We start from the raw sequence: 22662 nt of genomic DNA, 5'->3' as shown, positions 1-22662 counted from the left end.
TACTAAAAACTTACGATTCTATTGCTAATAATTCTACTTCAAAAATAAGCAGTGATGCAGGGGGTATGCTCCCTACTCGCTTTTCACCGTAGGCGAGTTGATGCGGTACATAAAATATGTATTTATCACCTGGGCTCATAAGTTGTAAGCCTTCGGTCCAGCCTTTAATAACTTGATTTAAACCAAAGCTTATTGGCGTTTTACGCTCTACTGAGCTGTCAAATACGGTGCCATCTATTAACGTGCCATGGTAATGCACGTTTACTTTACTAGTAGGGTTAGGTGTATTTTCGCTTTCACCTTTGTGCAGCACTTTGTACTGTAGGCTTGAAGCGGTTTCTATTACGCCCTCTACTTTTGCGTTAGCGACAAGGTAGTCGGCTTCAATTTGCGCGTTAATGCCAGCTTGTTGCTTTGCTTTTTTACTATTTTGAAAAATTAAAAAACAAAATATAGCGATGATCACCGCTAAAATTATATTGATCATTTAGTGTTTGTCCTCATCTTCATCGGCTTCTTTATCTTCTTCGCTATCGCCATTAACTATGTCGGCTATGTCTTTTAAGCGTGCCAAAGCAATACCGTTGACAGAATCCTCTGGGTATTGCCCTTCAATAATATCGCCTGCATCAATATCCATTAATAAGTTAAGTGCTTGGTCTACCGTTTCTACTGCGTAAATATTAAATTTACCACGCTCAACCGCTTCAAGTATTTCATCATAAAGTACTAAGTTAACTTGGTTTGATTTAGGAATAATAACGCCTTGCTCGCCTGTTAAGCCGCGCATTTTACACAGCTTAAAAAAGCCTTCTATTTTTTCGTTTACACCACCAATGGCTTGCACATCACCGTGTTGGTTAATAGAGCCTGTAAGGGCTATAGACTGGCTAATTGGTAAACTGGTAATAGCCGAAATAAGCGCACATAACTCAGCAAGTGAGGCGCTATCGCCATCTATATAACCGTAGCTTTGCTCTATAGCTATGTTAGCACTTAGCGTTAAGCTAAAGTGCTGGGCGTATTTGTTACCTAAATAACCGGTAAGTAGCATTACACCTTTTGAGTGAATTGCTTTACCTAGCTCGGCTTCGCGTTCTACATCTATTACACCATCGGCGCCAGCGTATACGGTAGCGGTAATACGTGCGGGTGTACCAAACGACGTATCGCCAATGTGCAGCACTGTTAAGCCGTTAACTTTACCAATGGCTTGGCCTTGTGTGGCAATAAGCGTGTGGCCTTCTTTTATATCGCTTAGCATGTTTTCGCTTATTTGGCCGGTGCGGTACTGCTTACCTTCAATGGCTTCATCAATATGATGCGCATCAATTAGTATTTGCTTATCTTGCTTGGCGTAAAAGCTGGCCTCAGCTACCAATTCAAGTACATCGGCAAAACGCGCCGATAATTTATTATGGTGCTCTGCTTGGCGGTAGCTAAATTTAAGTAACCGCACCATGGCGGCCTCTGTGGTTGTGCACTTTAACGTTTGCTGACAGTACTCACTCACTTTAGTAATAAATTGGTACTGAAGTTTATCGCTACTAGGTAAATAGTAATCAAAGTCGGCAAGTACTCTAAAAAGCTCTGCAAATTCTTCATCGTACTCACCTATGGTGTAATACAAATCTCGCGAGCCTAATAAAATAATTTTTACATCAAGCGGAATTAATTGCGGGCGCAGTGTAAAACTGCTGCCAACTGAGCTGTCTTGGTACGGTAAATCGTTTTTAATTTGGTGCGTTTTAAGCGACAGCTTTAAACCATCCCACACTTGCGGGTTAGCCATTACTTTTTCGGCATCCATAATTAAATAACCGCCATTTGCACGGTGCAATGCACCTGGCTGTATAGAGCGATAACTTGTTATAAGCGAGCCTTGCGATGTTGAATACTCAATTTTGCCAAATATATTGCCAAAGGTTGGGTTTGGCTCATACACCACAGGTGCGGCATCGTCTTCTTTAAATTCAACTAAAATGTTAGGCGCAAAAAAGTCGGTAAGCATGCCTTTACGATCAAAGTCTTCTTTGCTTTCTTCGCTTTCATCTTCGTCGTCTAGCCATTCAAGTACTGCGTCAATTATTTCTACGCGAATGTCTTTTAAGTAGCGCAGAACACCAATATGTGCAGCGTATTTATGCTCTAAATCTTTTAATAGCGGCTTAGTTGCTTGCTCGGCTGTGGCTTTTTTAAGGTTACGCTGTTTTTCTTTTGATTCGCGTTTCCAGCGTGGCAGCTCAATTAGCGCTTCAATTAAGGCATCTTCTAGTTTTTCTATTTTTTCAAAAAACTCATCGCGAAGCTCTTCATCTAGGGCGGCAAATTCGTTATCGCTTAACTGTCTGCCTTCAACTAAAGGCGCAAAACCCACGGCGTTTTTCTCTTCTATTAGCGCTACGCTTTGCTCAAGCGCCATTTCTTCTACTGCGGTAATAGCGCTGTCGTAAGCGTCGTTAAATTCGCTCTCGATTGACTTTTTTTTGCGTTGGTAAGCTGGGTTATCAAAAGCTGCCGGAAAGGTGTCGAGTACTTCATCTAAAAATGAGTCGATATCGTCACTTAATTGCTTGCTTTGCCCTGCTTGCATAAATAGCGCAATTGGCTCGCGGTGGTCGTCGTAATTATTAACATACAACCACTCGTTAGGTGTGGGGCGATCTTTTGCGTGTTGTTTAAGCTTGTCTTTTACGAGTGTAAATCGGCCATGGGCGGCCTCACCCATTACATACACATTGTAACCTGGTAAATCCATTCCTAATGAAAAGTCGAGGGCACTTTGGGCACGTTGTTGCCCTATAAAGGTAAGTTGCTCTGGGTATGGATTGCTCATACACGTGCTAACGTGATTAGTAGAAATGCTCGGAGCGAGCTGTGAAACAGATAATGGCAGCAGTTTTTTCGTCATTCTAACTTCTTTTTGTACCAACATACTCGCTGGCTTTGGGCGTATTAAGTGGCCTACAAGCCACTTAATACATATATTTAGGGTTGTAATGCCTTACGGCTAAAATAAATACCATCACATTCAATGCACGGTGTAATTTGTGTAGCGTGATAAATATCAAAACTATGGGTGCAATTCTTACATACTAATGTGCCCATGGCTATCCATTCGCCAGCGTGGTACACCCCATTGTGCTTAAAATCTTGACTAAGAGACTGCCATTCAAGCTGGGTTTTGTCTTCTATGTGCGAGAGTTCATACCATAACGATTCTTTAAGCTCTTGCCATGCAAGCGAATTATAGTGCGATTCGTTTTCTTGAACGTGTTCTATGTCACGCTGCAAATAACTTTTATAGAGTCCGTATTTTTCTTTGCCTAGGTTTTTAAGTGCTTGCTCAGATTCAACAAATCGGGTCATTGCATCTTTTACTTCGTGATCTTTTACATCTTTTAACCACGTGGTGAGCTCGTTAAGCCATGTTTTATAATCTGCCATTTTATACTCCATCAAAATCAAGGGCGTGTTGGCCTTTAACATAGATGAGTATAGGTTAACCTGCACTGAAAGTGAGATTTTAACAAAACCGTGCTTATACGCTGTGATTAGGCTTTTATTTGGGGTATCCTATCGGCAATTTTTTATTAGTTTGCAAGAAGTCTGGAATCATAGATGCAAGAGCAATATAACCCGCAAGACATAGAGTCAAAAGTCCAAAGTTACTGGGAAGAAAACCAGGTATTTAAAGTCACCGAAGATGAGAGCAAAGAAAAGTATTACTGTCTTTCTATGTTCCCATACCCAAGTGGCCGACTGCATATGGGTCATGTGCGTAATTACACCATTGGTGATGTTGTTTCTCGTTTCCAGCGCCTGCAAGGCAAAAACGTAATGCAACCAATGGGTTGGGATGCGTTTGGTTTACCTGCAGAAAACGCCGCTATCAAAAACAAAACAGCGCCAGCTAAGTGGACATACGAAAACATTGATTACATGCGTAACCAACTTAAGCAATTAGGCTTTGGTTACGACTGGGATCGTGAAATTGCAACCTGTCACCCAGAGTATTACAAGTGGGAACAATGGTTTTTCACTAAGCTGTACGAAAAAGGCCTAGTGTATAAAAAAATGTCGACGGTTAACTGGGATCCGGTTGATCAAACTGTACTTGCAAACGAGCAAGTAATAGATGGTCGCGGATGGCGCTCTGGTGCAGTGGTTGAACAAAAAGAAATTCCACAGTGGTTTATTAAAATTACCGACTACGCACAAGAGCTTTTAGACGATTTAGACAAGCTAGAAGACTGGCCTGAGCAAGTTAAAACTATGCAGCGCAACTGGATTGGTCGCTCTGAAGGGTTAGACATTGAGTTTACACGTACCGACAACAACGAAAAATTTAGCGTATACACTACCCGCCCAGATACCTTTATGGGTGTAACTTACCTAGCCGTTGCCGGTGGCCACCCTATTGCGCAAGAAGCCGCTAAAAACAGCGATGCAATTGCAATGTTTGTTGAAGAATGCAAAAACACCAAAGTTGCCGAAGCAGACATGGCCACAATGGAGAAAAAAGGTATTGCAACCGGCTTTTACGCGACTCACCCATTAACGGGCGAGCAAGTACCAATTTGGGTTGCTAACTTTGTATTAATGCATTACGGCTCAGGCGCGGTTATGGCAGTACCTGCACACGACCAACGCGACTATGAATTTGCCACAGCATACGGCCTAGATATAAAACAAGTAATTGCACCGGTTGAAGGCTCTGAGCTTGAAGTAAACCTTAAAGAAGAAGCATTCACTGAAAAAGGCGTGTTAGTTAATTCTGGCGAATTTGATGGCCTTGATTTTGAAGGCGCATTTAACGCTATTGCCGACAAACTAGAAGCACTGGGTGTAGGTAAGCGTAAAGTTAACTTCCGCTTACGCGACTGGGGTGTTAGCCGCCAGCGTTACTGGGGCTCACCAATCCCAATGTTGAGCGACGAAAACGGTAACGAATTAGCCGCCACCGAAGAAATGCTGCCAGTACGTTTACCAGAAGATGTAGTTATGAATGGCGTTACTTCGCCAATCAAAGCAGACCCAGAATGGGCAAAAGCAACGGTAAATGGCGTACCAGCAACACATGAAACAGATACCTTTGACACCTTTATGGAGTCGTCTTGGTACTATGCACGTTACTGTAGCCCACGTCATGACGAAGGCATGCTAGACCCAGCAGCAGCTAACTACTGGCTACCAGTAAACCAATACATAGGTGGTATTGAGCACGCTATTTTACATTTATTGTACTCGCGTTTTTTCCATAAGTTATTACGTGACTTTGGTTTAGTAAATTCAGACGAGCCATTCGATCGTTTACTTTGTCAGGGCATGGTACTTGCCGAAACGTTCTACCGTAAAGATGACAAAGGCGGTGACGTATGGATTTCGCCAAGCGATGTAAATACCGAAACTGACGAAAAAGGCCGCGTAACGAAAGCATGGCACAAAGAAGACGGTGAGCCGGTATTCTCATCGGGCATGAGCAAAATGTCTAAGTCTAAAAACAACGGTATAGACCCACAAGAAGTAATTGCTCAATACGGTGCAGATACTGTGCGTTTATTTATGATGTTTACCGCACCACCAGAGCAAACGCTTGAATGGTCAGACTCAGGCGTAGAAGGCGCGCACCGCTTCTTAAAACGTATTTGGAAATACGCAGTAGATGTGAAAACAGTTGGCTACCAAGCACTTGATAAATCAGCGCTTAGTAACCCACAAAAAGTACTGCGTCGTGAGCTACACAAAGCCATTGCAAAAGTGAGCGATGATATTGAGCGCCGTCAAACGTTTAACACTGCAATTGCTGCCATTATGGAGCTCTCTAATAAGTTATTAAAAGCGCCGTTAAACGATACGCAAGATGTTGCTATTGCTAACGAAGCATTAGAAGCCCTACTTATTATGCTTGCGCCAATTACACCGCATTTATCGCACCAGTTATGGCAAGATCTTGGTAAAGAGGGCGACATTTTAGATGCAGCATGGCCTAAAGTTGACGAGTCTGCCCTTGTTGAAGATGAAAAATTAATTATCGTACAAGTAAATGGCAAACTACGCGCTAAGCTAACTGTAGCCGCCGATGCCACACAAGAGCAGGTAGAAGCACTTGCGTTTGCTGAGTCTAACGTAACTAAATTTACTGATGGCGCAACCATTCGTAAAATTATTTACGTACCGGGTAAACTACTTAATGTGGTAGCTAACTAAATGGTTAGCTTTAACACCCTTAAAAACACATTAGCCTTAGTACTAATGTGTTTTGTGTTATCTAGCTGTGGCTTTCATTTAAAGAAAGCCTCTAGCCTGCCTGATAACCTTAAAACGCTTACACTTAAAGGTGATGATGAAAAATCATCGTTATTTTTAAACCTTAAAAAAGAGCTTAAAGCCAGTAACGTAGAACTGACGCCTTCGGCTAAAAATGTTGCCCAGCTTTACTTGCGCAAAGAAAGCATTGAGCGCCAAACCTTGTCGTTGTTTCAAAATGGTCAGGTGGCTGAATACGAGCTTGCCTACGGGGTAAGCTATGTTGTTAAACGCCCGGGCGAGAAAGCCATTGAAAAACGCTTTGAGCTTTATCGTAACTACCAAGACGACCCCGATCATGCACTTGCAAAAGCAAAAGAGCTTGAGTTGCTTATTAGCGAAATTCGTCAGCAAGCCAGTCGTCGTATTGTTAGAGAGCTGTCGCAACTATAATGCGCTGTTATGCTAATCAGTTACCGAGTGAATTAAATAAAGGTTTAAAACCTTTTTATTTAGTGTTTGGTGAAGAACCGTTTCAAGAAGCGCAATGTGTGCAGCAAATACGCGACACGGCAAAAGCCCAAGGCTTTGATGAGGTAATTAAATTTACCCTAATGCAAGGGTTTGATTGGCAAGAAATTATAGCTCAATATCAAAGCATGTCTTTGTTTAGTGCGCGCACTATTATTGAGCTTGATTTAAACCAACAAAAACCTGGCACCCCAGGTAGTAATACCTTTAAAAAAATAGTCGATTTAATCAATCCCGACACCATTTTAATTGTAAAAGGGGCTAAAGCCAGCCAAGACGTACAACGTGGCGCCTGGTTTAAAGCGCTCGATAAACACGGTGTATTTGTACCGTGCTACCCGCTTGTAGGAAACCATTTAAAACGCTGGTTAGATGACCAAGTAGCGCGCCTTTCTCTAAATATGCAAAACGAAGCAAAACTGAGCTTAATAAACGCCACCGAAGGTAATTTGTTAGCGTGCTTTCAGGAGCTCGAAAAGCTCTCGCTACTGCATGGTAATGCCTTAATAACCCAGCAACTTGTGATGCAAGGGCTATTAAATCAAGCCAAGTTTGATATTTTTGACTTAAGTGATGCCCTATTAAATGGCCACGCCAAGCAAGCAATTAAAGTACTTAATAAACTGGCCAGCGACAACACCGAAGTGGTGAGTATTTTGTGGGCTATAAATAAAGAGCTCACCAGTTTGCTTACTATTCAGCAAGGGCTTTTAAATGGCGAGCCTATCGCACAGTTATTTAAAAAAAATGGCATTTGGAAAAACCAGCAAGGCCCAGTGCAAAATGCGATTAACCGCTTAAATATTAATACCCTTGAGCAAATAAGCAGTGAGCTTGCACTGTTTGATTCAAGCTACAAACAAGGCAACTTAATTGCGCCTTACCAAGCGATTGCGCATATTTGTATTAAGTTTTGCCAGCCGCTTGATATTCCAATGCCTTGCCACGCACTTAACTAAAGATATTTAACATGATTGCAATTTTTGGCGGCACCTTCGACCCTGTGCATTTAGGCCACCTCAATATGGCCTCGCAGTGTGTAAATACATTTAACTTATCTACGTTATATTTTATGCCCTGTGCCCTACCCGCGCACAAAGCTGCGCCGGGAATAAGTACAGCGCACCGTATTAACATGCTCAATGCCGCTATAGCCCCTTCCCCTCATTTTGCACTTGATTTAAGAGAGCTTAACCGCACCGGCCCCTCGTATTCATTGTTGAGTTTACAAGAACTAAGAGCAGAGCACCCAGATACGCCCATTCTTTTTTTAATGGGCATGGACTCGTTTAATAACCTCGACAAATGGTACGAATGGCAGGCCATTACACAGCTTTGCCATATTGTTGTATACCAACGCCCGGGGCAAACGTGTAACCCAAATAAAGCGCTTAAAAGCTATATCAGCAACGCCTACACTGAAGCGCCACACCAACTTGCCACACACAACTTTGGTAAGCTTTATTTTTTACCGGGTGAACCCCTTGATGCCGCCTCAAGTACTATTCGAGAGCAATTAAAAAAAACCAATGAAAATAATGAACTATTACCCAAACCTGTCAGTCACTACATTAAGCAACACCAGCTTTATCAAAGTGATGATTAAAACCCCCTAGCATGTTAAAATGCACGCTATTAAATTTAAAATTGAGACAATACCTTGGATTCGAAACAACTACTTGCCTTTGCACTAGACAAAATTGACGATATGAAAGCACGCGACGTGGTACAACTTGACGTACGTGACAGCTCAGACATTACCGATTACATGGTTGTGTGTTCGGGTACTTCTAAGCGTCATGTGCAATCAATTGCTGATAACGTAGCAAAAGAAGCTCGCCACGCTGGCGAAGAACCTTTAGGTTACGAAGGTCAAGACGAAGGCGAATGGGTACTGGTAGATTTAGGTGATGTAGTTGTACACGTGATGCAAGATCACGCACGTAGCTATTACGATCTAGAAAAACTGTGGGGCTAAGCGCCACTCTTTTTTAATTGAGCTTGGAAGTATTACGTGAAAATACAAATGATTGCCGTTGGCACAAAAATGCCAGCGTGGGTGGAAACCGGATTTGCAGAGTACCAACGCCGTTTTCCTAAAGATATGGCGCTTGAGTTAATAGAAATTCCGGCCGGTAAACGCGGTAAAAATGCCGATATTAAACGCATTTTACATACCGAAGGTGAAAAGACCTTAGCCGCTATTCCAAAAGGTAATCGTATTGTTACTCTAGAAGTAACAGGTAAACCACTTGATACTCACCAGCTTGCTAAAAATATGGAAAAATGGCAGCTCGATGGCCGCGACGTTAGTTTGCTTATTGGTGGCCCTGAAGGGTTAGCCCCTGAGTGCATTGCCGCCTCTGAGCAAAAATGGTCGTTATCTAACCTAACGTTGCCGCACCCTTTAGTGCGTATTATCGTTGCCGAAAGCCTATACCGAGGCTGGAGCTTAAATAACAACCATCCTTATCATCGCGAGTAACGCCTTGTTATGATTAAGCAAAGACCCACAATACGCGACCATTCCGCTGAGGCAAACCTATTTGCACGGCGCGCATTTGTGGGTTTTATTTTTGTTTTAGGCTTAGTGGCAATTTTGCTCTCTAACCTCTATACCATTCAGGTAAAAGAACACACCGACTATCAAACCCGCTCTAACGATAACCGTATTAAAGTCATTCCTATTGCGCCGAACCGTGGCCTTATATACGACCGCAACGGTGTACTGCTTGCTGAAAACAAACCCGTTTATAACCTCGAGGTTATTCCTGAAGAGGTCGACGATTTAGCTGAGTCACTCGAGCAAGTTAGCAAAATAATTACGATTACCGAGCAGCAAAAAAAAGACTTTATCGATGATATAAAGCATACACGCCGTTTTAAGTCGCAAGTACTAAAAGCCCGCTTAGATGAAACTGAAGTGGCCAAGTTTGCGGTTAACCAGCATAAATTTCCAGGTTTTAGTATCGAAGCCCGCCTTGCTCGCTTTTACCCGTATGGCGATACACTCACCCATGCACTAGGCTATGTGGCAAAATTAAACCGCAAAGAGCTTAATAAACTAGAACAAGAAGACCAAGCCACTAATTACCGTGCTACACATGATATTGGAAAGCTTGGTATAGAAAAGTATTATGAGCAGCTTTTGCATGGCCAAGTAGGCTCTCAACGCGTTGAAGTAAATAATCGCGGTCGGGTTATTCGTACATTAAGTATGACCCCCCCGCAACCTGGCAGCGATTTAGTACTTACCTTAGATATAGGTTTACAACAAATAGCCCAACATGCGCTTAAAGATATGCGCGGCGCGGTTGTAGTAATGGATGCTAAAGACGGTGGCGTATTAGCACTTTATTCAAACCCAAGTTACGACCCTAATTTATTTGTGCACGGTATTAGCAGTAAAGATTATAAAGCACTGCTAAACCCCGACCGCCCCCTTATTAACCGTGCCACTCAAGGACGCTATGCACCGGCTTCCACAGTAAAACCCCATATGGCCATACTGGCGCTTGAAGAAAACATTGTCAGTGAAAGTACTTCAGTGTGGGACCCTGGTTTTTTTCAAATACCCAATGTTGAACATAAATGGCGCGATTGGAAACGCTGGGGCCATGGCCACGTAGATGTTTACAAAGCGATTGAAGAGTCGTGCGACACTTACTTTTACGATGCAGCTTACCGCTTAGGCATTACAAAAATTAGTAATTTTATGGCCCGCTTTGGCTTTGGTGACTTATCGGGGATAGACATACACGAAGAAACCACCGCCATATTGCCCTCTAAAGAGTGGAAAGAAGGCCGCTTTAAAGAGTCGTGGTGGCGTGGCGACACGATTTCAGTAGGCATTGGGCAAGGCTACTGGACAGCTACCCCTATTCAAATTGCTAACGCGACTAATATATTGGTTAATAAAGGCATAAACCACCCGCCACATTTAGCGCAAGTGGCTAAAAAAGAAGACCAAGTGACGCAAATTAATAACGAAGAAAAGCCGCCAGTGGTACTTAATAACCCTGATAACTGGCGTATTGCGCTCGATGCGATGCACAATACCGTGAAAAAAGTAACAGGTACTGCGCACCGTGCATTTAAAGGCGCTAATTATGATCCGGCGGGTAAAACAGGTACCGCGCAAGTAGTGAGTATTGCCCAAGGTGAGCGTTACGATGCCAAGTCATTAAAAGAACGCCAACGCGATAACGCGATTTATATTGGTTTTGCTCCGTATGACGACCCTAAAATTGTGGTTTCGATTGTAGTTGAAAACACCGGTGGCGGCAGCTCCGTGGGTGCCCCAATTGCACGTGAGCTAATGGACTATTATTTTGCAGCTAACCCAATAGAACTTGCTAGGAATACCGCGCAATGACCGTACTTCATAACAAGCGCTCTATATGGATGCGCATGCATCTAGACTTACCGTTACTGATTGCTTTATTACTCATGATGGCTGGCAGTATTACTATCGTATATAGCGCAAGCGGCCAAGATTCAGCCATGATGATCCGCCATATTACCCGTATGGGTGGCGCTATTATAGGCATGATAGTGCTTGCTCAGTTCTCTCCCGCGACACTTAAACGCTTAGTGATCCCCCTTTATTGTGTTGGGTTACTCATGTTGGTCGGCGTATTGCTATTTGGCGTGAGCTCAAAAGGTGCTCAGCGTTGGTTAAATTTAGGCATTACTCGTTTTCAACCCTCAGAGCTCATGAAACTGGCTGTCCCTATGATGGTTGCTTGGTATATTGGCAGAAATCAACTACCCCCTCGTCCATTACACCTAATTATTGGCTTTGTCATAGTGATGCTGCCTACCTTATTAATCAAAGAACAGCCCGACTTAGGCACCTCAATTTTGATTGCCAGCTCAGGAATATTTGTGTTGTTTTTATCCGGTTTAAGCTGGCGTTTAATTGGCTTTTTAAGCTCTGTTGTCGCACTGGCTGCATGGCCATTTTGGCACTACGGTATGCACGACTACCAAAAGCAGCGGGTATTAACGTTTTTAGATCCAGAGAGCGATCCGCTGGGCTCGGGGTATCATATTATTCAATCTAAAATAGCTATCGGCTCTGGCGGTATAGAAGGCAAAGGTTGGCTTCAAGGCACGCAATCACAACTCGAATTTCTACCAGAGCGCCATACAGACTTTATTTTTTCGGTATTAAGTGAAGAGTTTGGCTTATTTGGTGTGTGTATTTTATTGAGCCTGTACTTATTTATTATTGGTCGAGGTTTATACATTGCGGTAAACGCGCAAGATGCGTTTGGCAAATTATTGGCCGGCGCCCTAACCCTCACATTTTTTGTATATATTTTTGTAAATATAGGCATGGTATCGGGGTTGTTGCCTGTTGTAGGTGTACCTTTACCCCTTATTAGTTATGGCGGCACCTCTATGGTGACGTTAATGGCCGGATTTGGCATTATTATGTCAATTGCGACAGATAAAAGGATGCTTTTAAAATAATGAATAAGCCTACCCAGCTGTTATTTATTTCAGCCTTAATATTTATGTTAAGCGCATGTAGTAGCGGCTCTAATAGTCGTTATCATATGGAGCACGATGCCGCACCACTTCGCGCGCCAACCGCACTTGAAATGCAAGATGCCGTTGTGGTGGATGTTAAAAAAAGTGCCAGTGCAAGTCGCCCTTACGAGGTATTAGGCAAGCGTTATACGCCAATGCTTGATGAAAAAGGGTATACAGAAGAAGGGATCGCTTCGTGGTATGGCCGTAAGTTTCATGGTTACCATACCTCAAACGGAGAAATTTACGATATGTTTGCCATGAGCGCGGCGCATAAAACCTTACCCCTGCCAAGCTTTGTACGCGTTACTAATATTGCCAACAATAAATCGGTGATTGTACGTGTAAACGACCGTGGCCCGTTTCATGATGACAGAATAATAGATCTTTCGTATGCTGCAGCTTATAAATTAGGCTATTACACTCACGGTACAGCCAAGGTTAAGCTAGAGGCGATTACGCTCGACAGCATTCCTGCACGTAAAACATATATACAGGTAGCTGCGGGTAGTACGCTTAGCAATATAGAAGCATTAGCTTCTACATTACACCTGCAATATCAAGTGCCTACTAATATAGTAAAAGCAGACAACATATATCGTTTGCATTTGGGCCCGATTAAAGATGCCCAACATGCACAAGACGTATTAAAAAAATTAAAACAAAACCAATTTCAAAACGCGTTCTTGCTTTACACTCAGTAAGACTAATAACTAAACCATCCCAAGGTGCAAATTAAGCGTTGCGCAGGGGCTTAAATCTAGGTGTTACTTTTTAAATGGTTGGCCCTTTTAAAAAAACATTACAGAGAGTAGGTGCTAGTAAAACGTGCTTAGTGTTGGTTTAAAAACGTTTAAGACTAGGTTATTGATTTAAACAATGGAGTGACTATTATTGACAATCAATACCTTGCCTAAGTAGTTTTTAATACCAACGATGCTCGCATCTTGGGCTAGTTTGGGTATAAGATGGACATAACGCGAATTTTTAACTTTAACCATTAATGAGTATGATGAAATCAATTAAACATAAAATCCTCAAAGGTGTATGCGGCTTAGTTTGCACAGCCGCCGTATTTTCAGCCAGCGCCCAAATTATTCCGGCACCACCTCAAATTAATGCAAAAGGTTATTTTTTAGTAGACTTTACAACCGGTAAGGTTATTGCTGAAGGCGAAGCTGATACAAAGCTAGCCCCAGCGAGCTTAACTAAAATGATGACCAGTTATGTAATTGGTACTGAAATTAACGCCGGTAACATTGCGCCAACCGATATGGTAACAGTGAGCGAAAAAGCCTGGGCTAAAAACTTTCCTGAATCGTCAAAAATGTTTATTGAAGTAGGCAAGCAAATAAGTGTTGATGAGCTTAACCACGGTATTATTATTCAATCAGGTAATGATGCGTGTGTAGCCATGGCCGAGCACATTGCAGGAAGCGAAAGCGCATTTGCTGATTTAATGAATGCCCATGCTGCTAAATTAGGCATGAGCAACAGCCACTTTATTAATAGCCACGGCCTAGATACAGATGAGCATTACACTACCCCACGTGATATGGCAACGCTCGGCGCTGCACTTATACGTGATGTCCCTGATGAATACGCACTTTATAAGCAAAAATCGTTTACGTATAACGGCATTAAGCAATATAACCGCAACTCGTTGTTATGGGATGAAAGCCTAGATGTTGATGGCATTAAAACGGGTCATACATCCGAAGCTGGATACAGCTTAGTAACGTCTGCGACTAAAAACGACATGCGTTTAATAGCGGTAGTTATGGGCACATCAAGCGAGCGCGCACGTAAAGTAGAAAGCAAAAAGTTACTTAACTACGGATTTCGCTTTTTTGAAACAATTACACCTTACAAAGCCGGCGACAGCTTTGCAGAACAACGTATTTGGATGGGTAATAAAGAAAATGTATCGTTAGGTATTTTAGAAGATACGCCAATTACTATTCCACGTGGTCAACATAAAAACCTTAAAGCTAACTTTGAGCTAGATAATACGCTTGAAGCACCTTTAGCGAAAGGCACTAAAGTAGGTACCTTATTCTTACAACTAGAGGGCGAAGACATTGCACAATACCCACTGGTTACACTTGAAGAAGTGGAAGAAGGCAGCTTCTTTAGCAAAATTTACGACTACTTACGTTTACAAATTATGTAAACGTAAAAATAACCCGACAATCGTTGGGTTGTTAAACAAAGCGCCTCTGTTATGAGGCGTTTTTTTTTGCTTGAAAAATGCTAGAATGCGCCCCATATATGCAACACTGCTAATTGCCTATCTGTATTAAGCTTCGTGCTTTGCATAGAGTCCACACTTTTGTATGAGGAGTCACCGTCGTGGTTCAACCTGTTAAAAATACTAAATTTGATGAGTACCTTGAGTACCCATGTCCGTTCACGTTTAAAGTTATGGGTTTAGCAAACGTTAACTTAACGGAGCAAATTTTAGCAAAATTACAACCTATTGCCCCTGGTGACTACGCACCAAAAGTAAAGCCAAGCAGTAAAGGCAATTATGAATCTGTTACCTTAGTGGCTACGGTTACCAGCGGTAAGCATATAGAAGAAATTTACAACGTGATCAGTAGCATTGATGACGTACGCCACATGCTTTAAGCCATAGTTGAGACTTATTGTGAACGAAAATACGTTAATCGTACGCCAACTAGGCCGCCAGCGTTACATGCCAATTTGGCAAAAAATGCAAGCCTATACCGACACCCGTGATGACAGCTCGCCAGATGAAATTTGGCTTGTAGAGCACGAGAGTGTATTTACACAAGGCCAAGCAGGTAAAGATGAGCATTTACTTGCCCCAGGCGACATTGAAGTGATTAAAGTTGATCGTGGCGGCCAAGTAACTTATCACGGCCCAGGCCAACAAATGATGTACGTATTATTTAATCTACGTCGTTTAAAAATTGGTGTACGTGAACTTGTTACCTGGCTTGAAGAGTGCATTATTGAATCTCTCGCTGAGTACGGTATTGATGCATATGCAAAAGCTGACGCGCCAGGTGTTTACGTTAACGACAGTAAAATTGCATCGTTAGGATTACGTGTTCGTCGTGGTTGCTCGTTTCATGGATTAGCATTAAATGTTAACATGGACTTAAGCCCGTTTTTACGCATCAACCCATGCGGTTATGCCGGCATGAACATGGTGCAAACGAAAGAATTAAACGGTCCTCAAAACTTAGCACAAGCAGGTGAAGGACTGGTAAAACACATGATAAAGAAGCTTAATGCAACACAGGTTAAGCATACTGAAGGGTTTGAAAACAAATGAATAAACCAGTCAAAATGGAACCAGGTGTAAAACTACGCGACGCAGAAAAAATGGCGTTGATCCCCGTTAAAGTTTTACCAACAGAAAAAACTGAAATGTTGCGCAAGCCAGAGTGGCTTAAAATCCGCTTACCAAAATCAACAGAGCGTATTGACGGTATTAAACAAGCAATGCGTAAGCACGGCTTGCACTCTGTATGTGAAGAGGCCTCGTGCCCTAACCTTTCTGAGTGTTTTAACCACGGTACTGCTACCTTTATGATTTTAGGGGCTATTTGTACTCGTCGTTGCCCATTTTGTGATGTTGCCCATGGTCGTCCATTAAAACCTGATGCAGCAGAGCCTGAAAAGCTTGCACTAACAATTAAAGACATGAAGCTTAGCTACGTGGTTATTACCTCGGTTGACCGTGATGATTTACGTGATGGCGGCGCACAGCACTTTGCCGATTGTATTCGCGAAATTCGTAAGCACAACCCAACCATTACCATTGAAATTTTAGTACCTGATTTCCGTGGCCGTATGGACCGAGCTCTTGAAATTTTAATTGAGACACCACCTGATGTGTTTAACCACAACCTAGAAACAGCGCCGCGTTTATACAAACTTGCGCGCCCAGGTGCCGATTATAAATGGTCATTAGAGTTACTTCGTCGCTTTAAAGAAGCGCATCCAGAAGTTAAAACCAAATCTGGCTTAATGGTTGGTTTAGGTGAAGAAATTAGCGAAATTGAAGAAGTGCTACGTGATTTACGTGCGCATAACGTAGACATGCTTACTGTTGGCCAATACTTACAGCCTTCTAAGCATCACTTGCCAGTTAAACGCTACGTGCCACCAGCGGAATTTGACGCATTAAAAGAATACGCTGATGAAATTGGCTTTACACATGCTGCCTCTGGCCCATTTGTTCGTTCCAGCTATCACGCTGACCAACAAGCTGCAGGTAAAGAAGTAAAATAATTGCTTTTTAAAACGCATTAAAAAAGCCCTTAGCAATTAATTTGCTAAGGGCTTTTTTCTTTATACTCAATTATATATCACTGTGCTAAAACGCCCTTTTTAATCACAAAATCAGCAAACCGTACTTGCTCTTCCTCAGCGCGAAGGCTATCAGTTTCGACTATTGAGCGATAGATGCCCCATTTAGGGCGAGCAAAGTCCTCATCGCTAAAGCCACGCCACATATCTATGTTTTGCTCGCTAATGCTAAATAGCTCTTCGTTGTCACTTAAACGCCTTAGGGTCATTTCAAATTGCCCCGCTTCACTAAATGTAGCTTGTATAAATACCGCAACCCATTCATCAGTAATGAGTGACCAGTCAGTTTCTACAAGGTTTTTATCAAGCCCCGTGCTGTTACCATTTTCGTCAAAGCCAGCGCTATAACGCACTTGCAATTGATTACCCGTACTGTTTTTTTGCGCCCCAGAGAGCGTAATAATAGGTTGGTCGTCGTTGCCATTAGTATTATCGTTGCTGTCATTTCGAGCTTTTATTTGAAAAAAATGACTAAATTTACTACTTAGCTCAAGTTCGCTAGAGACTTTAAACCTCCAATGGTATTGTACTGTTTCGTCTTTAAACGCAAGTGTCGCTGCGGGTGATTTGTCATACGATTTAATTTCGTTGCGCTGGCGGTCGGTTGCGCCTTTGTCTTTATCTTGGTCTTCATCACGATGTGCTAAAAACACAAAGTGATTACCTACTATTGAGTCAGTATCTTCAATAATATGCACAACACTTTGATGATTACCGCTATACATATCAGGCGATTCTATTGCCCCTTCACTAAACGCATTTTCTATTAGTGTATAAGCAGTTAACCCTGTATTTTCGCCATCGGCATTGAGGGTTGTTTCTTGCGTTACTATAAAATCATCACGGCCTGCAGCGCCTATAATAGTTATAGACACTGTCGCTTCGGTACCATCTGCCGATGTGACAGTTATTTCATCAAGTAAGGTTTCATTTTCGTTTAGTGCAATCACAGCGGCATGGTCGCTATTAAGCATATATGACCAATTCCCATCCTCAGCTAAGTTAAATAAACCATAAACTGTCGTGGTATTACTTTGTGCTTTAAATACTGCTTCGCTGGCTTGTGCATCGGTTATAGATAACGCTCCTGTTATTGTAATATCACGAGTGTTTACAATACTTACAGCCATTTCACCACTAATTACTGCAGCGCTTTGTGCGACTACCGATGCATTTACAGGCTCACTTTTTAACCCTGAGCTACCGCACCCTACAGCTAAAACACCTAAAAAACAAACAGAAGAAATAGTTAAAACACGCAAGCCAAATTTCGACATAAACAACCAACTCAAGTTAATGGTAAGTAAATAAAGTAAAATATAACTTACCAATTATTTGTTTTAATAACTAGATTTTTATTACCAGAATAACGAAATCGGTTTTAACTTAATAAGGAGATAACTTGATTTTAGCAGTATACTTGGAAGGATGGCTTCATTGGACAAGGAAAGTACAAAATGAAAAAGCCGATTATCTACCGGCTTTTATAAGTTAACCTTCACAAGTAGCTAATTTAAAACCACTAACATGTGATGACCTATTTGCAACAGAGTTGCGGGCCCATTCAGCTTTACTTCTAATGTCTTGCAAAATTTTTGCAGATTGACACTCTTTATATGTTTTATGATAACTAATAGCATTTGTTTTTTCAGCGTTTAGCAAAACAATGGTATCATTATTTGAACTTGTGGTGGAATTACAAGCTGTTAACAATAAAGCAGAAATACAAACTAGTACTTTTTTCATAATCGTCCCTCTTAATTTAAACTTATTTTTAATTTAGTATGTTTTTATGCATTGTAAATATTTGCTCTTTTCTCCCAAATTAAATAAAAGGCTAAATAAAATTAGGTTAAAGGCAAGTTACTTGAGATAATCCACAGCGAACCCCTTATTTAGGTTATATATGAAATTATTAGTTCGTAATTTGTCTCGCGCTACCACAGAGCAAGACCTTCGCACGTTGTTTGCAGCACACGGTAAAGTAACTACCTGTAACTTGGTGCTTGATAAAGAGACTGGTTTATCAAAAGGCTTTGCCTTTGTAGAAATGCCAAACGACATAGAAAGTAGAGGCGCTATTAAAGCTCTTAATCAAACAAGCGTTGATAAAAGCAAAATTCGCGTAAAATACGCAGATGAATAATTAGCTACTTGCTATATATGATTAAAACCAGCTATTTGCTGGTTTTTTACGTTTTAAGTTACGCTATAGGACAGATTAATATTAGCGCGACGCTTTAAAACATTAATCGCCTAGGGTGCCGCTTTTTTTATACTAATTGTACCTAACACTACAAAGGATGCAGCTAAAGCAAAAAACATCGCTTGTTGTGCGAGCAAAGCTGCTGCAAAAAATGCTACACCGCTGCCTATAAACAGGTATCCGCTTTTTTTAGATTGGTTCATTGTGTGTGCTCCATTTATTGTTGTCGATTATTTATACACCCCATACCAAATATTTTCAATTTTTCAAAAATAGAACAGGCAAAGTGATAAATATTCGACTCAAATTAATGCATCCTTTATATTAAAAGCCAATTTTAAAAACTATTCAGAAAACTATGGCATCATCTCTTTTAAAAAGCGCTAGCTTAAGCCTGCTAGTCGCTCTCTTTGGTTGCTCTGAGCCTGCAAGCGAGCATTCTTCTTTAGAAAATACCCCAGGCGTTAGCCTAAATAACGTTAAACAGCATATAAAAATGCTTGCCTCTGATGAGTTTCAAGGTCGTGGTCCACTTACCCATGGTGAAGTAAAAACAGTGGGTTACTTGAGCGAGCAATACGAAGCAATGGGTTTAACTGGGGCCTATAATGGCAAGTATTTACAGCCAGTAAAAATGGCCATGGTCACGGCTAATCAAAACATGCAATTACAGGTAGGCGACTTAAAGTTTAAAGCAGGTAACGATTTTACCGCCCGCACAGAGCAATTACAGCCACTAATTGATGTACGAAACTCTGACATTGTATTTGTGGGTTACGGTATTAATGCCCCCGAATACAACTGGAATGATTACAAAAACATTAATGTTGAAGGTAAAACCGTTATTGTATTGGTAAACGACCCAGGCTTTGCGACGCAAAACGATACGTTATTTACAGGTAACGCTATGACCTACTACGGCCGGTGGACTTACAAATACGAAGAAGCAGCACGCCAAGGTGCCAAAGCGGTATTTATTGTGCACGAAACGGCCCCTGCTGCTTACCCTTGGGGTGTGGTTGAAAGTTCAAACACGGGGACTAAATACACCCTAATGGACAATAACCTAAACGACTCTAAGCTCCCTGTTATGGGTTGGCTAACACTTAATACTACAGAGCAAATTTTTAATGCCGCACAGCTTAACTACGAAAATTTAAAACAAAAGGCTTTAAATGATGACTTTAAAGCCACAGCGCTTAATTTAACAGCCAACCTTTCATTTAAAAATGAAGTATCGCATGCCAAATCACATAACGTGGTTGCGCAAATTACGGGAAGCGACGCCCCTAATGAGTACGTGATAATAGGTGCTCATTGGGATCATTTTGGTACCAAACAAACCGACAGTGGCCCTAAAATTTATAACGGCGCAGTAGATAATGCTTCTGGCACAGCGGCCACACTTGAAATTGCCCGCATTATGAATCAAATCCACCAGCAAACACCGTTTAAGCGCTCTATTTTATTTGCTAATTTTACCGCTGAGGAAACTGGCCTCATTGGCTCACAAGAGTTTGCAACCGGTGGTGTTGTGCCCACTAAACAAATGGTTGCTCTATTAAATATTGACGGGATGAACGTGTTAGATGGCACTGATTACATTTTGCAATACGGTAACGATTTATCCACCCTAGAAAACTACCTAGCAAATGCGGCAAAAGCACAAGGTCGTGTTGTTAAAATGGATCCTCGCCCGCAAAATGGATTGTTTTTTAGATCGGATCATTTTTCTTTAGCTAAGCAAGGTGTGCCTAGTTTATTGTTTATGAGCCTTGGCGATACCGACCCTGATTACATTGCGCAAAAATACCATAAAGAAGCCGACGATTACTCGCCGCAATGGTCATTAGGTGGTGTGAAACAAGACATAGAGCTTATTGTTGATATAGCCACAAAACTTGCCAACAATGGCGATTGGCCTACATGGACGAGTGACTCAGACTTTAAAGCAAAGCGCGAGCAAGATAAACCGCATTAGTAAGCAATGTTTAAAGCTAAATAGCAATTATACCCATCGTATTAAAATCCTCCTACTTGGAGGATTTTAATTTTGAGCGCGCCCGCATTAGTAAGGTTTCGGCTTTAGCACCTAAATACACATAAATAGCCAATGCGATTAAAAGCCCTACCACCGCAAGCATCATCGCAATGGCCGGTAATAAGTATTCAGCTTGCCCGAGCGCCGCTTTAAACATGGTTAATAGCGCCTCAATAGATATTGCAATTAGCACGGTAGATATAAACCGAGTAATTGTGCGCCGTGTAGATGAGTGCCTAAATATATCCTTATGCATTAAAATCTCTTCTTCGAGAATGGTTTTTCCTAAATCAAACACGGCCAACGCTAAAGTAATATATATAATAATGCTAAAGGGCTCGAGGGGATCAGAGGCTGAATCAAAGTGGGTTAATAATGCATATATATCGTTAAATACGATGCTCAGTAAAAAGAGAACCAAAGTAAATAAACACGCCACAATCACCCCATAACCCGCTTTAAAATAAGGCGAAATACCAGCACGCGCGCTGTCTCCCATTACAAACTCAATTAACTGGGTTAAGCATACGTCTAGCACTAAATAATGTTGCTGGTTAATTGGCTTTTTCAGCTCTTTAATAGCCGAAATACATAAATGATTAGTTGCGATAGAAATATACGGATCGGTAAAGCACACCGAATCGGTTTGTTTAGATTGTAAAAAGTAAGGGCGCTCACTTAAATCTTGCTGATTACCTTGCTCGGCTAATTTTTTATAAGCACGCTTAAAGCACACATTATTGCCTAGCTGAAGCCCAGGTTCGTTTAAACAATATTGCAGCTCTAAAAAGGGGTATTGCTTTACTAAAAAACGCGTATCTCGATTTTTGTTAAGCCCATCTTCAATACTCATTAAAATAGAGTCAAGCAAGCTGTGTATTACTTGCTCATACTCATGGTAGCGCTCAACGCTACTCATATAACTCATTCGCGCCATAATTGTTTACTCACCCAGTTGCTCTAGCGTTAACTAAGCAAGTTTAAAACCACATAAATATACTGTTTAAAATCAATAGGTTATTAATTAACATAATTGGAATTGCACCCTTTTGGTGATAAAACGGCATTTATATTTTATTAGGCGCACAAAAAAGCAGCTAAGTATTAAATACTTAGCTGCTTGGTGAGTATGATCTTTAAACGTTTGGTTAGTGCGTAAACCTACGTATGCGCCTAATTTTATTGTACCTTTGAAAACTCTTGCTGAGAAAGCTCACCATTTCCATCTGTATCTAACTTATCAAATAGCTGAACTAACTGAGCATTAGCCTGTGCTTCTGATTTGCTAATAACGCCATCGCCGTCAGCATCAAAAGAGTTAAAATCTACCGCAGCAAAGGCTGCTGAAGATGATAAAAGAGCAGCAAGTGCTAGCGTTTTATTTACTGTTTTCATAATCGTTCCTTAGGCATAATAACCAGATTAAGGGTGAGAAATCCTTTTCGAAGATCCATTAAGGGGTAATTGTTAATATTCAAAAAAGTCATTTTCGGTAACGCCATTTCGGCTTTGCATATTTAATTGCTGCATTATTTGTTCTGCTGAATGATCACTTTGGTTTGCTAAATCACCTTCGCCTTGCATAGGTGTTTTAAACTCTGTATTTGCCAATACCACCGATGATGACACCAAGGTGATAAGTACAAATGTTGTTTTCAGCTTAGTCATAATGTAATCCTTCAATAATATGCATTACCTGTATAAATTTGCGCTGAGGTGGTTACAATTCACTTCCTTGTTATTCTTTTTAATA

24 protein-coding genes are annotated in these 22662 nt (G+C 41.4%); 15 read left to right on the top strand and 9 right to left on the bottom strand.

The genetic code is table 11. The features are described from left to right. Positions 1–10 precede the first annotated feature (10 nt). From bamJ to CWC17_RS00855, 3 genes are all read right to left on the bottom strand, one after another. Positions 11–487, bottom strand: a complete 477-nt coding sequence (gene bamJ, locus CWC17_RS00865; RefSeq protein WP_138541683.1) for a BamJ family beta-barrel-assembly machinery protein — start codon at positions 485–487, stop codon at positions 11–13. Continuing rightward, a complete protein-coding gene (locus CWC17_RS00860) occupies positions 488–2911 on the bottom strand; it encodes a Lon protease family protein (RefSeq protein ID WP_249935871.1) in 2424 nt (807 codons plus the stop codon). Positions 2912–2988: 77 nt separating this feature from the next. Then, complete coding sequence (locus CWC17_RS00855; protein ID WP_055013958.1) at positions 2989–3447, bottom strand: zinc ribbon-containing protein; 459 nt, start codon at positions 3445–3447, stop codon at positions 2989–2991. Between the two features lie 174 nt (positions 3448–3621). Between CWC17_RS00855 and leuS the strand changes: the two genes are divergently transcribed. The 13 genes from leuS (at position 3622) to lipA (ending at position 16584) form a co-directional block, all read left to right on the top strand. Beyond that, on the top strand, positions 3622–6210 hold the full coding sequence (gene leuS, locus CWC17_RS00850; protein WP_138611831.1) for a leucine--tRNA ligase: 2589 nt from the start codon (positions 3622–3624) through the stop codon (positions 6208–6210). After that, a complete protein-coding gene (locus CWC17_RS00845; RefSeq protein ID WP_138541687.1) occupies positions 6211–6702 on the top strand; it encodes an LPS-assembly lipoprotein LptE in 492 nt (163 codons plus the stop codon). It abuts the gene before it with no gap. After that, on the top strand, positions 6702–7739 hold the full coding sequence (gene holA / locus CWC17_RS00840; RefSeq protein ID WP_138611830.1) for a DNA polymerase III subunit delta: 1038 nt from the start codon (positions 6702–6704) through the stop codon (positions 7737–7739). Before CWC17_RS00845 ends, holA begins: the two co-directional genes overlap by 1 nt. A gap of 11 nt (positions 7740–7750) precedes the next feature. Beyond that, positions 7751–8386, top strand: a complete 636-nt coding sequence (gene nadD / locus CWC17_RS00835; protein WP_138611829.1) for a nicotinate-nucleotide adenylyltransferase — start codon at positions 7751–7753, stop codon at positions 8384–8386. A 54-nt stretch (positions 8387–8440) separates the two neighbouring features. Further along, positions 8441–8758 carry a ribosome silencing factor gene (rsfS, locus tag CWC17_RS00830; protein ID WP_024033760.1) on the top strand — a complete coding sequence of 106 codons (318 nt, stop codon included), beginning with the start codon at positions 8441–8443 and terminating at the stop codon, positions 8756–8758. Positions 8759–8794: 36 nt separating this feature from the next. Beyond that, a complete protein-coding gene (gene rlmH / locus CWC17_RS00825) occupies positions 8795–9265 on the top strand; it encodes a 23S rRNA (pseudouridine(1915)-N(3))-methyltransferase RlmH (protein ID WP_004585918.1) in 471 nt (156 codons plus the stop codon). Positions 9266–9274: 9 nt separating this feature from the next. Continuing rightward, positions 9275–11155 (top strand): penicillin-binding protein 2, encoded by a 1881-nt coding sequence (gene mrdA, locus CWC17_RS00820; RefSeq protein WP_055013963.1) that lies wholly within the window; start codon positions 9275–9277, stop codon positions 11153–11155. Further along, the gene (gene rodA / locus CWC17_RS00815) at positions 11152–12258 is read left to right on the top strand and encodes a rod shape-determining protein RodA (protein ID WP_138611828.1); all 1107 of its coding nucleotides are present in this window, start codon (positions 11152–11154) and stop codon (positions 12256–12258) included. The genes mrdA and rodA overlap by 4 nt, the downstream gene beginning before the upstream one ends. Next, on the top strand, positions 12258–13022 hold the full coding sequence (locus CWC17_RS00810) for a septal ring lytic transglycosylase RlpA family protein (RefSeq protein ID WP_138611827.1): 765 nt from the start codon (positions 12258–12260) through the stop codon (positions 13020–13022). Before rodA ends, CWC17_RS00810 begins: the two co-directional genes overlap by 1 nt. 308 nt (positions 13023–13330) lie before the next feature. Beyond that, a complete protein-coding gene (locus CWC17_RS00805) occupies positions 13331–14491 on the top strand; it encodes a serine hydrolase (protein WP_004585914.1) in 1161 nt (386 codons plus the stop codon). Between the two features lie 179 nt (positions 14492–14670). Further along, positions 14671–14949 carry a DUF493 family protein YbeD gene (gene ybeD, locus CWC17_RS00800; RefSeq protein WP_055013966.1) on the top strand — a complete coding sequence of 93 codons (279 nt, stop codon included), beginning with the start codon at positions 14671–14673 and terminating at the stop codon, positions 14947–14949. A 19-nt stretch (positions 14950–14968) separates the two neighbouring features. Beyond that, positions 14969–15622, top strand: coding sequence for a lipoyl(octanoyl) transferase LipB (gene lipB, locus CWC17_RS00795; protein WP_138611826.1), 654 nt, complete (start codon positions 14969–14971; stop codon positions 15620–15622). Beyond that, positions 15619–16584 (top strand): lipoyl synthase, encoded by a 966-nt coding sequence (gene lipA / locus CWC17_RS00790; protein WP_004585911.1) that lies wholly within the window; start codon positions 15619–15621, stop codon positions 16582–16584. The genes lipB and lipA overlap by 4 nt, the downstream gene beginning before the upstream one ends. 77 nt (positions 16585–16661) lie before the next feature. Here lipA and CWC17_RS00785 read toward each other — a convergent pair whose 3' ends face one another. Both CWC17_RS00785 and CWC17_RS00780 read right to left on the bottom strand, forming a co-directional pair. Then, the gene (locus tag CWC17_RS00785; RefSeq protein WP_138611825.1) at positions 16662–17939 is read right to left on the bottom strand and encodes a VCBS domain-containing protein; all 1278 of its coding nucleotides are present in this window, start codon (positions 17937–17939) and stop codon (positions 16662–16664) included. A gap of 214 nt (positions 17940–18153) precedes the next feature. Further along, a complete protein-coding gene (locus CWC17_RS00780; protein WP_138541695.1) occupies positions 18154–18408 on the bottom strand; it encodes a hypothetical protein in 255 nt (84 codons plus the stop codon). Between the two features lie 160 nt (positions 18409–18568). Between CWC17_RS00780 and CWC17_RS00775 the strand changes: the two genes are divergently transcribed. Beyond that, positions 18569–18808: an RNA recognition motif domain-containing protein gene (locus CWC17_RS00775; protein ID WP_055013969.1), complete on the top strand. Its 240-nt coding sequence runs from the start codon at positions 18569–18571 to the stop codon at positions 18806–18808. A gap of 110 nt (positions 18809–18918) precedes the next feature. On the opposite strand, the gene CWC17_RS19315 is transcribed toward CWC17_RS00775, so the two are convergent. Beyond that, on the bottom strand, positions 18919–19071 hold the full coding sequence (locus CWC17_RS19315; protein ID WP_162838338.1) for a hypothetical protein: 153 nt from the start codon (positions 19069–19071) through the stop codon (positions 18919–18921). A 155-nt stretch (positions 19072–19226) separates the two neighbouring features. Here CWC17_RS19315 and CWC17_RS00770 point away from each other — a divergent pair, with 155 nt between their 5' ends. Continuing rightward, positions 19227–20849 carry a M28 family metallopeptidase gene (locus tag CWC17_RS00770; RefSeq protein WP_138611824.1) on the top strand — a complete coding sequence of 541 codons (1623 nt, stop codon included), beginning with the start codon at positions 19227–19229 and terminating at the stop codon, positions 20847–20849. 52 nt (positions 20850–20901) lie between these two features. Here the strand turns inward: CWC17_RS00770 and CWC17_RS00765 are convergent, their stop codons facing one another. The 3 genes from CWC17_RS00765 to CWC17_RS00755 form a co-directional block, all read right to left on the bottom strand. Next, on the bottom strand, positions 20902–21846 hold the full coding sequence (locus CWC17_RS00765) for an EAL-associated domain-containing protein (RefSeq protein ID WP_138611823.1): 945 nt from the start codon (positions 21844–21846) through the stop codon (positions 20902–20904). 242 nt (positions 21847–22088) lie between these two features. Beyond that, a complete protein-coding gene (locus CWC17_RS00760; RefSeq protein WP_138611822.1) occupies positions 22089–22304 on the bottom strand; it encodes an EF-hand domain-containing protein in 216 nt (71 codons plus the stop codon). Between the two features lie 72 nt (positions 22305–22376). Then, positions 22377–22577 carry a hypothetical protein gene (locus tag CWC17_RS00755; protein WP_055013973.1) on the bottom strand — a complete coding sequence of 67 codons (201 nt, stop codon included), beginning with the start codon at positions 22575–22577 and terminating at the stop codon, positions 22377–22379. Positions 22578–22662 lie beyond the last annotated feature (85 nt).

Origin of the sequence: Pseudoalteromonas sp. S3785, from assembly GCF_005887365.1 — a bacterium.
GTDB lineage: Bacteria > Pseudomonadota > Gammaproteobacteria > Enterobacterales > Alteromonadaceae > Pseudoalteromonas.
Note: the sequence above shows the minus strand (reverse complement) of the source record. Positions and strands in the feature narration are given on the sequence as shown.

Coding starts and splice junctions, on each gene's coding strand:
- CWC17_RS00785 (WP_138611825.1), bottom strand. CDS start 17,939: ATGTCGAAATTTGGCTTGCGTGTTTTAACTATTTCTTCTGTTTGTTTT.
- CWC17_RS00770 (WP_138611824.1), top strand. CDS start 19,227: ATGGCATCATCTCTTTTAAAAAGCGCTAGCTTAAGCCTGCTAGTCGCT.
- lipA (WP_004585911.1), top strand. CDS start 15,619: ATGAATAAACCAGTCAAAATGGAACCAGGTGTAAAACTACGCGACGCA.
- CWC17_RS00855 (WP_055013958.1), bottom strand. CDS start 3,447: ATGGCAGATTATAAAACATGGCTTAACGAGCTCACCACGTGGTTAAAA.
- CWC17_RS00765 (WP_138611823.1), bottom strand. CDS start 21,846: ATGGCGCGAATGAGTTATATGAGTAGCGTTGAGCGCTACCATGAGTAT.
- mrdA (WP_055013963.1), top strand. CDS start 9,275: ATGATTAAGCAAAGACCCACAATACGCGACCATTCCGCTGAGGCAAAC.
- CWC17_RS00780 (WP_138541695.1), bottom strand. CDS start 18,408: ATGAAAAAAGTACTAGTTTGTATTTCTGCTTTATTGTTAACAGCTTGT.
- CWC17_RS00775 (WP_055013969.1), top strand. CDS start 18,569: ATGAAATTATTAGTTCGTAATTTGTCTCGCGCTACCACAGAGCAAGAC.
- leuS (WP_138611831.1), top strand. CDS start 3,622: ATGCAAGAGCAATATAACCCGCAAGACATAGAGTCAAAAGTCCAAAGT.
- bamJ (WP_138541683.1), bottom strand. CDS start 487: ATGATCAATATAATTTTAGCGGTGATCATCGCTATATTTTGTTTTTTA.
- holA (WP_138611830.1), top strand. CDS start 6,702: ATGCGCTGTTATGCTAATCAGTTACCGAGTGAATTAAATAAAGGTTTA.
- CWC17_RS00845 (WP_138541687.1), top strand. CDS start 6,211: ATGGTTAGCTTTAACACCCTTAAAAACACATTAGCCTTAGTACTAATG.
- CWC17_RS00805 (WP_004585914.1), top strand. CDS start 13,331: ATGAAATCAATTAAACATAAAATCCTCAAAGGTGTATGCGGCTTAGTT.
- nadD (WP_138611829.1), top strand. CDS start 7,751: ATGATTGCAATTTTTGGCGGCACCTTCGACCCTGTGCATTTAGGCCAC.
- rodA (WP_138611828.1), top strand. CDS start 11,152: ATGACCGTACTTCATAACAAGCGCTCTATATGGATGCGCATGCATCTA.
- CWC17_RS00755 (WP_055013973.1), bottom strand. CDS start 22,577: ATGACTAAGCTGAAAACAACATTTGTACTTATCACCTTGGTGTCATCA.
- CWC17_RS00760 (WP_138611822.1), bottom strand. CDS start 22,304: ATGAAAACAGTAAATAAAACGCTAGCACTTGCTGCTCTTTTATCATCT.
- CWC17_RS00860 (WP_249935871.1), bottom strand. CDS start 2,911: ATGACGAAAAAACTGCTGCCATTATCTGTTTCACAGCTCGCTCCGAGC.
- CWC17_RS00810 (WP_138611827.1), top strand. CDS start 12,258: ATGAATAAGCCTACCCAGCTGTTATTTATTTCAGCCTTAATATTTATG.
- CWC17_RS19315 (WP_162838338.1), bottom strand. CDS start 19,071: ATGAACCAATCTAAAAAAAGCGGATACCTGTTTATAGGCAGCGGTGTA.